A 12403-nucleotide genomic window follows, 5' to 3' on the forward strand; every position below is an offset into this window, starting at 1 on the left:
TATACGTTAGATCAGGGCAGGTGGCGCGCGGGCGTGGAAGCCATTGGGAAAGTGCCTTTGCACGCGTTGCGTGATGGCAGGACTGGCTACGGGAAGCGGGCGCAACAGCCAGGCGACGACCAATATCGCCGTAGCGAAGACCAGCCATTGTATGACCGAAGTCACGGGCGCAATGCTGTCATTGTCGCCTGGGGCGCTCACGCGCTCGCCTGGCGGGATCGACAGAGCCCGCGCTTTCAAAACCACGTCCGTAGTTGCCGGATTGAAGGCGGAACCGGTTATCTTGCTGGACGGGGGGCCCAGGGGCGTAAGGGCGCTCAACAACGCGACGCTGATCGCCATCCACAGGGTCAGCATGAAGAGCAGCCTGCCGCTCATGCTTTCTGTCCTGTCAGATCTAGGCATCATGCGCGGCGAGTTTCCTTCCGGGACCGAAGATAGGCTCTAGCCCGCGCAAAAACCACCCCCTAGAATGGGGCATCCCGGTTGACAGAAGCGAGTCAGTCCACTACCGGGCCACATTCCCGCGCGGGTCAACAGGACTTCATGTCCTCGACGATCTGCGTAAAGCAGATTTGAACGAGAAGAGAAGAGCCATGTTCGCAGTCGTGCGCACGGGCGGCAAGCAGTATCGCGTCGCCGCCGGAGACAAGATCGTCGTCGAGAAGCTGGCCGGTGAGGCTGGTGACAAGGTGACGTTGGATGACGTCCTGTTCGCCGGCGAAGGCAGCGACGTGAAGGATGCCAGCAAGCTGACCGTCGCCGCGGAGATCATCGCGCAGGCGAAGGGCGAAAAGGTTATCGTTTTCAAGAAGCGTCGTCGGCATAACTACCGCCGCCGCAACGGCCACCGCCAGAATCACACGATCCTGAAGATCGTGTCGATCGCCTGAGCCGCAGTCCAGTTTCGAGGAGTTTGAGTCATGGCACATAAAAAAGCTGGCGGTTCATCGCGTAACGGTCGCGATTCAGAATCGAAACGCCTTGGCGTGAAGAAGTTCGGCGGTCAGGAAGTGATCGGCGGCAACATCATCATCCGCCAGCGTGGCACCCGCGTATATCCTGGCCGCAATGTCGGCATGGGTAAGGACCATACCCTCTTCGCCCTTGGCGAAGGTCGCGTGGTATTCCACACTGGCAAGCTCGGCCGCAAATATGTGTCGGTCGACGCGATGGCTGAAGCAGCCGAATAACGGACGATCAATGACGGATCGTCCCTCATCATCGGGGCGATCCTTCCGGAGAATGGTTTCAAGCCGTCTCCGGTAATCCGAGGGAAATAAGGGGCGCCCCATCAGGGAGCGCCCCTTTTTCTGTTCGGCGGCACCTCCCCTCATTTTCCCTCAAACCTCTGGAACCCTGGGACTTCTCGCGCGTCATGCGGGCGGGGCTCAGCCAGAGGAAGAAGTCGTCAAGTCGTAACTTTTTGCGGCCATTGGCGTGTCGATCAGAGGAGAGATTTTAAAATGTTCGCCCGCACCCCCCGTTTGCTCCTGAGACCCGGTTGGATGGAAGACGCATTCGCGCTGGCCGAGGCGTTCGGCGATCCGGCGGTTCTGCGCAACCTGACCCGGGCCCCGGCGTCCTACGGCATTGATGACGCGCGCCACTTCCTCTCGCTTCCCCAGGACAACTGCCTGCCGAGTCTTCTGGCCTTTTCCCGTACTCGCGGCGCACCGCGTCTTGTCGGCGGCTGCGGCGTTCAATTGGGCGAAGATGGCACGCCGGAGCTGGGTTACTGGATAGCACGACCCTATTGGGGCCTCGGCTTCGCGACCGAGGCGGCGCGCGCTGTATTCAGTATGGCACGGGCTGCGGGCGTCAGTGGAATTCAGGCCGTGCATTTTGCCGATAACCCTGCATCGGGCAACGTCCTCCGCAAGATCGGTTTCCGCCATACGGGCCGGGTCGAGCAACGCTATAGTCCCGCGCGGGGCGCAATGGCCGATTGCCTGGTCTTCGAAGAAGGTGTGGCCGGACGAATGACGATCGACCCGGCCATGGACCTTTATGAGGATGCACTGCCCGCACTCGCGGCCTGAATGAAAGGCGTGGACGGCGTTTCTATACGCCGTCCACGCTGGTGAATTGTCAGTTTGAGGTCGACAGCAGACGGCGAGGTTTAATTCCGCACCATAAGCGGCTATGGGCCAGCCCATGCATTTTCTGGATCAGGCGAAGATTTACATCAAGTCCGGCTGGGGCGGCCCCGGCGCGGTCAGTTTCCGGCGTGAGAAATATGTCGAATATGGCGGGCCCGACGGCGGCAACGGCGGCAAGGGTGGAGATATTATTTTCGAAGCGGTAGCCGGCCTCAACACCCTGATCGACTTCCGCTACACACAGCATTTCAAGGCACAGCGCGGCCTGCCGGGCGCAGGCAAGAATCGTTACGGCGCGGGCGGTAATGATCTGGTCATCAAAGTGCCTGTCGGAACGCAAATCCTGTCCGATCCCCAGCCTATAGAGGGGACGGAGGACGAGGATGGTTATCCGGAATATGAGGAACAGGAACTGCTCGCCGACTTCACCGAGGTAGGGCAGCGCCTCGTCTTTTTGCGCGGTGGCGACGGCGGCCGTGGCAATCTTTCTTACAAAACAAGCACTAACCGTGCGCCGCGACAGCATGGAACTGGTTGGCCGGGGCAGGAAATGTGGGTGTGGCTGCGCCTCAAACTGCTCGCTGATGTCGGCTTGGTCGGCATGCCGAATGCGGGGAAGTCGACCTTTATCAATCAAGTGACCAACACCAAGGCGAAGGTTGGCGCTTACGCTTTCACCACGACCAAGCCACAGCTGGGTGTCGTCACACATCGTGACCGCGAATTCGTGCTGGCGGATATCCCCGGCCTGATCGAGGGCGCGGCGGAAGGCGCGGGCATTGGCGACCGGTTCCTGGGCCATATAGAGCGCTGCCGGGTGCTGCTGCATCTGATCGATGCCACAGGAGACGATCCGGTGGAACAGTTCCGCATCGTGCAGGACGAACTGGAAGCCTATGGCGAAGGGCTGGCCGACAAGCCGCAGATCGTAGCGCTCAACAAAGGCGATCTTCTCGGACAGGAGTTGATGGACGACATCGCCGCTCAGCTTCACCGCGAGGCTGGCGTGGAGAAGATATTTATCATCTCCGGCGCCACCGGCGAAGGTGTGCAGCCACTGTTGGATGCCGTCCTGCCGCTGCTGCAACAGTACAAGCCGGACAAGGAGGAGGAGACGGGCGATGAAGGCGACTCGACATGGTCGCCGATTTGACAGCCCATTGTTCCGCATTTCCTCCTAGCGTTACCGAACGGAACTGATCCAGTGACTCCCCCTTCGTCAGGTTTCCCTCCCTCCCAGATAAGACGGCTGGTCATCAAGATCGGTTCGGCCTTGCTCGTGGATGGAAACGGAGAGGTCCGCGAGGCTTGGCTCCGCACGCTGGTGGAAGATGTGGCTGCGCGCAAGGCTGCGGGGCAGCAGATCATCATCGTATCGTCGGGCGCCATCGCCCTGGGCGCGCGGCGGCTAAAGCTGCCCAAGGGCGGGCGCGGCAGCCTGGAGGATGCGCAGGCCGCAGCGGCGACCGGCCAGATTGCGCTATCTCAATGCTGGGCGCGCCTGTTGCAGGACAAGGGCATCACTGCCGCCCAGATGCTGGTGACGCTGGACGACCTTGAACATCGGCGGCGCTATCTCAACGCGTCGGCAACTCTGGAACGGCTGATCACGCTGGACGTCGTGCCAGTCGTCAATGAAAATGACAGCGTCGCGACGGCCGAAATCCGTTTCGGCGACAATGATCGTCTGGCAGCGCGCATCGGACAGGCAGCACGGGCTGACGCAGTCGTGCTGCTTTCCGACGTTGACGGGCTTTACACCGCCAATCCGCATGTCGATGCGAGCGCCATGCTGATAGAGACAATCGAGCGCATCGATGCGCGGATCGCGGGAATGGCGGACAGCGGTTCAGCCTCAGGAATGGGGTCCGGGGGCATGACGTCCAAAATAGAGGCCGCGCGGATCGCGACCGGGGCTGGGGCCCATCTCGCGATCATATCCGGGAAGGTCGATGCGCCGCTGTCTCATTGGTCAAATGGGGGCAAGGGATCGATCTTCATCGCCGCGCCAGCAAAGCGAGCCCGGAAGGGATGGCTGGCGGGGCGCCTCACCGTTCGCGGCCGCATCGTCGTCGACGCGGGCGCGGAAAAGGCTTTGGACCGGGGCAACAGCTTGCTGCCCGCGGGTGTGGCCCAGATTGAAGGCAGCTTCGTGCGGGGGGATGTTGTCGACATCGTCGCGCCCGACGGCCGGGTGATCGCCCGGGGCCTCAGCGAATATGACAGCGAGGAAGCGGCGCGGATCGCGGGCAAGCGGAGCGAGGATATCGCGGCTCTGCTTGGGCATCTTCCGCGATCGGTGCTTGTTCATCGCGATCAGATGGCGATGGTCTGACATCCCATGAAATTACGTATTGCCATGACGGGCGCGACAGGTTTCGTCGGCGCCGAAACGCTGAATCAGGCTCTTGAAGCTGGTCATCATGTGACGGCTATCACCCGAAAGGCGCAGCCGCCTCGCGCCCGGCTGAAATGGGTGCATGGCTCGCTTGAAGATCGCGCGGCGCTCAACACGCTTGTGCGAGACGCTGATGTGGTGATCCATATTGCGGGTGTCGTGAACGCCCCGGACCGCGACGGGTTCGAGGCTGGCAACGCTCGTGGCACCATGGCGGTGGTCGACGCCATGCGGCAGCGGGGTGTGCGGCGGCTGGTGCATGTTTCGTCTTTGGCCGCACGCGAGCCGAAGCTGTCTGACTATGGCTGGTCGAAGGCTTTGGCGGAGCGTCATGTCAAGGCTAGCGGCCTTGATTGGACGATCGTGCGGCCGCCCGCGATCTACGGGCCTGGCGATCGGGAAATGCTGGAACTGTTCCGCATGGCCAAGCGCGGCATCATGCTGCTGCCTCCCGGTGGACGGCTGTCGCTGATTGAGGTGAGCGATCTTGGCCGGTTGCTGCTGCGGCTTGCTGGCGAGACGGAGATAAGCCTTGCCCACTGTTACGAGGCGGATGATGGCACGCCCGGAGGGTGGGACCATCTGGACTTTGGGCAGGCTGTTGGCCGCGCGGTCGGCAAGGATGTGCGAACCTTTGCCACCCCGAACTGGGCATTGGGCCTGGGTGCCCGGCTGGACCGCATTCTACGGGGCAAGGGTGCAAAGCTCACACAAGATCGTGTCAGCTATTTCTGCCATCCCGACTGGGTAGTAACGAAGCGCAAGCAGCCTCCCAAGAAGCTGTGGGTGCCCCAAGTGTCTACCGAGGAAGGCCTCAAGGCGACCGCCGAAGCCTATCGGGTCAAAGGTTGGCTTTGAGCCATCACTGATCGCTCTGGATTGACGGCTTTCTGGAGCGGCGTTCGGCTACGAATTCACTGATGGCTTGGCCGCTGGCGTTGAGCAGCGGATAGGTGCGCGCGTCGGACAGCCAATCCGGGCGGCGTTCACCGCTGCCGTAGAAAGTGTCGTACACCAGGCTGAATGCCAGGAAAACGAGAGTTGCGCCGATTAGTCCCTTGATCGCGCCAAAACCGCCGCCCAGAACGCGATCGACGGGGCCAAGGATGGATTGGCGCGTGCGGCGGCCGATGGCGTGGGCGAGGAGTTTTCCTGCGCCGAAAGTGACGCCGAAAACCAGAATGAATGCAAGAATTGCCGCGCCTCCGGTCGTACCGACGAAGGGGGCGAGGAGTTCGGTAGCTGAAGGATGGAAGAGGCGGATGGCGAAGATGCCCAGGACCCAGGCGATCAGCGACAGGGTTTCAAGAACGAAACCACGAAGCAAACCCAAGACTGTGCAACCGCCGATGGCGAGAAGGACGAGGATATCGACGGCGTTCATGTGGGCCGGGCTATCCGCGGCCGAGCATCTGGTCAACCAGTTGGCTTAAGGCGCGATAGCCGCTGACGGCGATCCCCTTCACCCCATCGGCGACCGCGGAAGGAACATAGGCGCGTTCGAAGCCGAGCTTTGCCGATTCGCGCAGGCGAAGCGGCGCATGGGCGACCGGGCGGATTTCCCCGGAGAGCGCGATTTCTCCGAACAGGACCAGATCGGCGGGCACTGGCCTTTCCGCGAGCGCCGATATGAGCGCGGCGGCGACGGCAAGGTCAGCGGCGGGGTCGGACAAGCGATAGCCGCCCGCGACGTTCAGATACACTTCGCAGGTCGAGAAGCTGAGGCCGCAGCGCGCCTCCAGCACGGCGAGGATCATGGCGAGGCGGCCGCTGTCCCATCCCACCACCGCGCGCCGGGGCGTGGCGCCGCTGGATAGGCGAACGACGAGCGCCTGGATCTCGACCAGCACTGGCCTAGTGCCCTCCAGCGCGGGAAAGACGGTTGCGCCGGTCACGGTTTCGTCGCGATGGGTAAGAAACAGAGCCGAAGGGTTCGCGACTTCTTCCAACCCCTCCGCGACCATTGCGAAAACGCCGATCTCGTCCGTGCCGCCAAAGCGATTCTTGATCGCGCGCAGGATGCGATATTGGTGACTGCGCTCGCCTTCGAAGCTCAGCACGGTATCGACCATATGCTCCAGCACGCGCGGCCCGGCGATGCTGCCATCCTTGGTGACATGGCCGACCAGGATGACAGCGGTGCCGCGCTGCTTGGCGAAGCGGATCAGTTCCTGGCTGGAGGCGCGCACCTGACTGACGGTGCCCGGCGCGCCTTCGATCAGGTCGCTGTGCATCGTCTGGATCGAATCGATGACGAGCAGCGCAGGCGGCTCCCCCTCCCCCAAGGTGGTCAATATGTCCCGGACGGAGGTTGCGCTGGCGAGCTGCACCGGCGCGTTGCCAAGGCCGAGGCGCTGCGCGCGGAGGCGGACCTGGTCCGCCGCTTCCTCACCGCTGATATAGGCGACGGAAAGACCGCGCGCGGCGATGCGGGCAGCGGCCTGAAGCAGCAGGGTCGATTTGCCGATGCCGGGATCACCGCCAATCAGCGTGGCTGATCCGGGAACGATGCCGCCGCCCAGGGCGCGATCGAACTCGGCAATCCCGGTGCTCGTCCGCTGGGGCAGTTCGACCTGGCTGTTCAGCCCGACAAGCGTCAGCGCGCGCCCGCCGGTTTGCAGATCGTGGCGCGCGGAAAAGATGGTCTCTGCCGCTTCCTCGACAATGCTGTTCCATTCGCCGCAGTCGTCGCACTGCCCCTGCCACCGGGAAGAAAGGGTGCCGCACTGCTGGCAGACGAATTTGCGCTTTGCCTTGGCCATCTGCGAGCTATGGCTTGCAGTTGCGAACGTTTCAAGAACAAAAGAAGCGCCTGAATCGCTCCTCCCTTTGCCAGGGGCATGGCATGGACATGATGAACCTGCCCGAGGGTGCTGGAAACTCATGCTGATGTGGCGCATTGTTTCGCCATGAAGTCCTTTCGCGTCGCCAGCTACAATATCCGCAAAGCCATTGGCACCGACCGCCGCCGCAGCCCCGAGCGAGTATTGGAGGTGCTGGGGGAACTGAATGCGGACGTCATCGCACTTCAGGAAGCGGATCGACGCTTTGGCGTGCGCACCGCCGCCATTCCGCCCTGGCTGCTGGAATCGATGAGCCCCTACAAGCCTGTGCCCCTGAATGTGCAGGTCGATTCGATGGGATGGCATGGCAACGCGATCCTGGTGCGGAAGGAGGCTGAGATCGGCACTCATGACGTGCTGCACCTGCCCTGCCTGGAGCCCCGCGGCGCGACGATGGCGGAGGTGGAGTTGGGCAAGGCGAAGCTGCGCGTCTTTGGCATGCATCTCGACCTGTCGGGCCTGTGGCGGCGCAAGCAGGCGGCTGCGGTCATTCACGCGGCGGCGCAGCGGGACGCGATGCCCACGGTATTGATGGGCGACCTGAATGAATGGAGCGCCAACCGGGGATGTCTGGCGGACTTCGCCCGGCATTATGCTTTCGCACCCTGCGGGCGGAGCTTTCACGCGCGGCGGCCCGTGGCGCGGCTCGACCGGATCATGCATTGCGGTCAGTTGAAGCTGGTGGACAGCGGCGTGCATGACAGCGCGGCGTCCCGAAAAGCTTCGGATCATCTGCCGATCTGGGCGGAGTTTCGGTTGTGAGGTGGCGCGTTTTCATGGGGGTGAAGGTGCAAAAACATTGCCCGCTCGCCTCAAGGAAAAGTAGAGCCCTTCGACAAGCTCAGGGCGAAGGGAGGAGAGGTTTAGGGCCGGGGGGGTGCGCCGCATGAAGGAGCGCGAACTTCGGCTTGCGCTGGTCTGCTATGGGGGGATCAGCCTTGCCGTCTACATGCATGGCATCACCAAGGAAATCTGGCGGCTGGCGCGGGCGAGCCGGGGGTTTCATGACGGCACCCCGAGCAGCGAGGGTAGCGAGGCCGTTTACAGGAAGCTGCTGGAGGATCTGGAGGCGGCAAGCGGCGTGCGGTTGCGGGTGATGCCGGACATCATCGCCGGGGCAAGCGCTGGCGGGATCAACGGCATCTTCCTCGCACAGGCGATCGAAACGGGGCAATCGCTGGAACCGCTCACCGATTTGTGGCTGGAAAATGCCGATGTTGAGCGGCTGCTGGACCCCGATGCCCGTCCAGCAAGGCGCATCAGCAAATTCTGGGCAACCCCGCTGGTGTGGATGGCAGCGCGGCGGCCGGGAGACACGGTCGAGCGCACCGTCGCCCCCGACACGCGCGAGGAGGTGCGGCAGAAGCTGTCCCATTTCATCCGGTCCAGATGGTTCGAACCTCCCTTTGGCGGCGAAATCTTCACGGCGATGCTGTTGGATGCATTCGATGCGATGGAGGCGGCCGAGCGCGGGCCGCCCCTGCTGCCGGACGGGCACCCGCTCGACCTGTTCGTCACGGTCACTGATTTTGAAGGTCACCCCCAGAGCCTGAGCCTCAACAGCCCGCCCCAGGTGGTGGAAACCGAACATCGCCTGTCCGTCGGCTTCCGGGCGCGGGGACGCGGCGACCGTCTTTTCGCCGACCCGGCGGAGCTGGTATTCGCCGCGCGCGCGACGGCGAGCTTCCCGGGCGCCTTCCCGCCCTTCACCGTGCGGGAACTCGATCGGGTGCTGAAGCAGCGTCACCGTGCCTGGCCGACCCGCGACGCTTTTCTGGCCCATGCCCTGCCCCGCCACTGGGCGCGCGGCAATGCGGAAGACGCGATCCTGATCGATGGGTCGGTGCTGGCGAACGCGCCCTTCGCTCAGGCGATAGGGGCGCTGCGGAACCGCCCATCACGGCGCGAGGTCGATAGGCGCTTCGTCTATATAGATCCCAAGCCCGGCCATCGATCCATCCGGCTGAACCGGGAGGGTGAGCAGGAAGACGCCACGCCGGAGGAAAAGGCGCAATTGCCCGGCTTTTTCCGGACCATCTTCGGCGCACTGAGCGATATCCCCCGCGAGCAGCCGATCCGCGACAATCTGGAAGCGATCGATCGTCATTCGTCGCGCATTCGGCGGATGGTCCGGATTTTGAACGCGCTGAGGCCCGGGATCGAGGCGGAGGTCGAAAATACGATCGGCGGCATGCTGTTCCTCGACCGTCCGACGCCCGCTCGTTTGTCCGCGTGGCGCGCGAAGGCGCAAATGCGCGCCGCGAATTCGGCGGGTTTCGCTTTCCCGGCCTATGGTCATTTGAAGCTGTCGGGCATCGTCGAGGATCTTGCCGTCGTGCTGTTCCGCCTCAGCGGCGAAGACAGCCCGATGATGCGGGAGAATTTTCGTCAGGCCTTGTGGTCCCATGTCCGGGCGATTGGTGCGGACAAGCTGATCGAGGATGTGGGGCCGACCTCGCCACCTGTCGCGTTCTTTCGCACCCATGACCTCAGTTTCCGCATTCGCCGCCTGCGCTTTCTGGCGCGGCGGCTCGCGGAAACATTGGAGATCGATTCGCAGGCTGACGCCGCGGCGATCCAGAAGATGCATAACGCCATCTACCAATCGATGGCGCATTATACGGAATGCGAGGGCACGGATTTCTATAACGGCGCGATCCGGGCCGCAGCCAGGGACGTGCCGTCCGATCCTGCCGCCGCGCTGGATGCGATCGCGCAGGCACGCGATTTGAAGGCGCGGGACGACGTGGCCGATATGGTGCTGGCCGAAGCGCTCGCCGGGCTGCCGAAAGCGGAGCGGCGGATCATGCTGCTCTCCTATCTTGGCTTTCCCTTTTACGACATCGCCACCCTACCGTTGCTCCAAGGCCACGCCATGGAAGAATATGATCCGGTAAAGGTGGACCGCATTTCTCCGGAAGATTGCAGCGCCATTCGGCCGGGAGGTGCGGACGCCACCTTAAAAGGCATTGAATTCAACAACTTTGGTGCGTTTTTCAGCAGGGCTTACCGAGAAAACGACTATTTGTGGGGACGCCTTCATGGTGTCGAGCGGCTGCTCGATATCGTAATTTCCACATTACCCGCGGCAAGCCGCCTTTCGGAAGACCGTGTGCGCGATTATAGGCAAGCCGCATTCTTGGCGATTCTCGATGAGGAGGAACAGCGACTGCCGCATGTCGCTGATCTCATTGCCATTTTGCGGGAGGAAATCGGTGGGCGCACGGGTGGGGCTGTTTCCATTGATGGTGATGCTGGCGCTGACCGCCGGTTGCCGTGACGCGTCTGGCGATGCTGCGTCCTCGGAGAACGCCTCCATCCCTCAGCCCGTGCTTTCCGCCAACGCGATCGAAGGCGAGCCGATCGAAGTGGTCGCCGCGCCGCAGCGCTTGTCTGCGCAAGTGACCGTGCAGGCGCAGCCCGCGCCGCGCGGATCGCTCGACCTACCTCCTTCTCCCGATGCTGCTCTGGCGACGGCTTTCCCGCAGGAAGTCACCAGCTTCATGGTCGATCGCGACAGCTGCGACCATTTCCGGGGGGAAGAGCCCTATGATGGGGAAAGGCGCGTGTTCCTGATGGAGAGCATCGCCGAGCTATGCACCGGCACCGACGCGAAACTCGCCATGCTGCGCCGCCGCTATGCCGGAGATTCGGCCGTGATCGCAGCGTTGCATGGCTATGAGGATCGCATCGAGGGGCAACCCTGATCGACCGATCAGGTGGTAAGTAGTGCGTCGATAGCTTTTGCAAGGTCTATGTCACGGCGCGACAGGCCATCGGCGTCATGCGTCGTCAAGGTAATGTCGACGCGATTATAGACGTTGAACCATTCGGGATGGTGGTTCGCCTGTTCGGCGAGCAGCGCCACTCTGGTCATGAAACCGAACGCTTCGCTGAAATCCGAAAAGGTGAAGCGCCGCTTGATCCCCTCCGGCTCCGCCACCAGCGTCCATTCCGGGAGGGAAGCGAGCTCTTGCACCCGTTCATCGCCGGACAGTTTACCAATCATGGCTCTATCCTCATAATAGTGTTTCGCCTATGTCGCAGCCATGTCAGACGCCGGTCAACCCCCTCTTTTCGCGCCAACCGTGGCGCAGATCGAACGACTGGCGCTTGAGGCGCTGGGGCGTTTGCCGGACCCTTTCAGATCCCATCTGTCCAATGTCGTCCTGTTCGTTGAGGAATTTGCCGACGACCGGATATTGAAGGAGATGGAGATCGATGACCCGTTCGGGCTGACCGGGCTTTACAGCGGGCGGCCCGTGGGGGAAGCCGAGCAGACGGGTGACAGCCCGCCTACCGTGCATCTTTTCCGGCGGCCGCTGCTGGATGAATGGGTGGAAACGGGCGTGCCGCTCGATGCGCTGATTACCCATGTGGTGGTGCATGAGATCGGCCACCATTTCGGGCTTTCCGACGTGGACATGCAGGTGCTGGAGGACATGGTCGCGTCATGAGCGGCGTGGCGCTGCGGTTGTCGGGCATCGCCTGCGCGCGTGGCGGGCGGTTGCTGTTCCGGGGCGTGGACCTGGCGCTGGAACAGGGTGGTAGCGCCCTGCTTCGGGGGCCGAACGGGATCGGCAAGTCGAGCCTGATGCGCATTTGCGCGGGGCTGCTGCGGCCGACCGCGGGGACGATCGAGCGGCGCGGCAGGATCGCGCTGGCGGACGAGCGGCTGGCGCTCGATCTGGAAGAACCTTTGGCGCAAGCTCTCGGCTTTTGGGCGCGGCTGGATGGTGCGGACGGACGTGCGCTTGATGGTGCATTGGAAGCTATGGCGCTGGGGCCGCTTGTGGGGATTCCGGTGCGGATGCTTTCGACCGGGCAGCGCAAGCGCGCCGCGCTGGCGCGGGTGATTGCGAGCGGCGCTGAGCTGTGGCTGCTGGATGAACCGGGCAATGGGCTGGACGATGCGTCGCTCGGGCTGCTTGGCGCGGCGGTGGCGGCGCATCTAGCCAGGGGGGGGATCGTGCTGGCGGCTTCGCATCAGCCGTTGCCGATGGCGTCGCCCGTGGTGATCGACCTTGCCGCCTATGTCGCGGAGGAGGCGGCGTGAGGGT

At 63.0% G+C, this 12403-nt stretch carries 15 protein-coding genes; 11 read left to right on the plus strand and 4 right to left on the minus strand.

Annotated elements, in window-relative coordinates; genetic code table 11:
- Positions 1-6: 6 nt before the first annotated feature.
- The gene (locus SPHS8_RS07100) at positions 7-378 is read right to left on the minus strand and encodes a hypothetical protein (protein ID WP_201515525.1); all 372 of its coding nucleotides are present in this window, start codon (positions 376-378) and stop codon (positions 7-9) included.
- 218 nt (positions 379-596) lie between these two features.
- Here SPHS8_RS07100 and rplU point away from each other — a divergent pair, with 218 nt between their 5' ends.
- The 6 genes from rplU to SPHS8_RS07130 all read left to right on the plus strand — a co-directional run bounded on the left by rplU (position 597) and on the right by SPHS8_RS07130 (position 5358).
- Positions 597-893, plus strand: coding sequence for a 50S ribosomal protein L21 (gene rplU / locus SPHS8_RS07105; RefSeq protein WP_097091078.1), 297 nt, complete (start codon positions 597-599; stop codon positions 891-893).
- Between the two features lie 30 nt (positions 894-923).
- Positions 924-1193, plus strand: a complete 270-nt coding sequence (rpmA, locus tag SPHS8_RS07110; protein ID WP_007683600.1) for a 50S ribosomal protein L27 — start codon at positions 924-926, stop codon at positions 1191-1193.
- Between the two features lie 273 nt (positions 1194-1466).
- Positions 1467-2042: a GNAT family N-acetyltransferase gene (locus SPHS8_RS07115; RefSeq protein ID WP_201514915.1), complete on the plus strand. Its 576-nt coding sequence runs from the start codon at positions 1467-1469 to the stop codon at positions 2040-2042.
- Positions 2043-2157: 115 nt separating this feature from the next.
- A complete protein-coding gene (gene obgE, locus SPHS8_RS07120) occupies positions 2158-3255 on the plus strand; it encodes a GTPase ObgE (RefSeq protein ID WP_201514916.1) in 1098 nt (365 codons plus the stop codon).
- Between the two features lie 51 nt (positions 3256-3306).
- Positions 3307-4437 (plus strand): glutamate 5-kinase, encoded by a 1131-nt coding sequence (gene proB / locus SPHS8_RS07125; protein ID WP_201514917.1) that lies wholly within the window; start codon positions 3307-3309, stop codon positions 4435-4437.
- A 6-nt stretch (positions 4438-4443) separates the two neighbouring features.
- Positions 4444-5358 carry an NAD-dependent epimerase/dehydratase family protein gene (locus tag SPHS8_RS07130; protein WP_176502170.1) on the plus strand — a complete coding sequence of 305 codons (915 nt, stop codon included), beginning with the start codon at positions 4444-4446 and terminating at the stop codon, positions 5356-5358.
- 4 nt (positions 5359-5362) lie between these two features.
- Here SPHS8_RS07130 and SPHS8_RS07135 read toward each other — a convergent pair whose 3' ends face one another.
- Both SPHS8_RS07135 and radA read right to left on the minus strand, forming a co-directional pair.
- On the minus strand, positions 5363-5884 hold the full coding sequence (locus SPHS8_RS07135) for a CvpA family protein (protein ID WP_097091074.1): 522 nt from the start codon (positions 5882-5884) through the stop codon (positions 5363-5365).
- 10 nt (positions 5885-5894) lie between these two features.
- On the minus strand, positions 5895-7262 hold the full coding sequence (gene radA / locus SPHS8_RS07140) for a DNA repair protein RadA (RefSeq protein WP_201514918.1): 1368 nt from the start codon (positions 7260-7262) through the stop codon (positions 5895-5897).
- A 147-nt stretch (positions 7263-7409) separates the two neighbouring features.
- Here radA and SPHS8_RS07145 point away from each other — a divergent pair, with 147 nt between their 5' ends.
- The 3 genes from SPHS8_RS07145 to SPHS8_RS07155 all read left to right on the plus strand — a co-directional run bounded on the left by SPHS8_RS07145 (position 7410) and on the right by SPHS8_RS07155 (position 11050).
- Positions 7410-8105 (plus strand): endonuclease/exonuclease/phosphatase family protein, encoded by a 696-nt coding sequence (locus tag SPHS8_RS07145; RefSeq protein ID WP_201514919.1) that lies wholly within the window; start codon positions 7410-7412, stop codon positions 8103-8105.
- Between the two features lie 124 nt (positions 8106-8229).
- Positions 8230-10623 carry a patatin-like protein gene (locus SPHS8_RS07150; RefSeq protein WP_201514920.1) on the plus strand — a complete coding sequence of 798 codons (2394 nt, stop codon included), beginning with the start codon at positions 8230-8232 and terminating at the stop codon, positions 10621-10623.
- Positions 10571-11050, plus strand: a complete 480-nt coding sequence (locus SPHS8_RS07155; protein ID WP_236575026.1) for a hypothetical protein — start codon at positions 10571-10573, stop codon at positions 11048-11050. Before SPHS8_RS07150 ends, SPHS8_RS07155 begins: the two co-directional genes overlap by 53 nt.
- Before the next feature lie 8 nt (positions 11051-11058).
- Here the strand turns inward: SPHS8_RS07155 and SPHS8_RS07160 are convergent, their stop codons facing one another.
- Complete coding sequence (locus tag SPHS8_RS07160) at positions 11059-11352, minus strand: 4a-hydroxytetrahydrobiopterin dehydratase (protein ID WP_201514921.1); 294 nt, start codon at positions 11350-11352, stop codon at positions 11059-11061.
- A 40-nt stretch (positions 11353-11392) separates the two neighbouring features.
- Here SPHS8_RS07160 and SPHS8_RS07165 point away from each other — a divergent pair, with 40 nt between their 5' ends.
- Together SPHS8_RS07165 and ccmA are read left to right on the plus strand one after the other, a co-directional pair.
- Positions 11393-11800, plus strand: a complete 408-nt coding sequence (locus SPHS8_RS07165; protein ID WP_201514922.1) for a metallopeptidase family protein — start codon at positions 11393-11395, stop codon at positions 11798-11800.
- Positions 11797-12399, plus strand: coding sequence for a heme ABC exporter ATP-binding protein CcmA (ccmA, locus tag SPHS8_RS07170; protein WP_201514923.1), 603 nt, complete (start codon positions 11797-11799; stop codon positions 12397-12399). Before SPHS8_RS07165 ends, ccmA begins: the two co-directional genes overlap by 4 nt.
- The last annotated feature ends 4 nt before the right edge of the window (positions 12400-12403 follow it).

Source organism: Sphingobium sp. S6, assembly GCF_905120495.1.
In the GTDB taxonomy this organism is placed as follows: domain Bacteria; phylum Pseudomonadota; class Alphaproteobacteria; order Sphingomonadales; family Sphingomonadaceae; genus Sphingobium; species Sphingobium agri.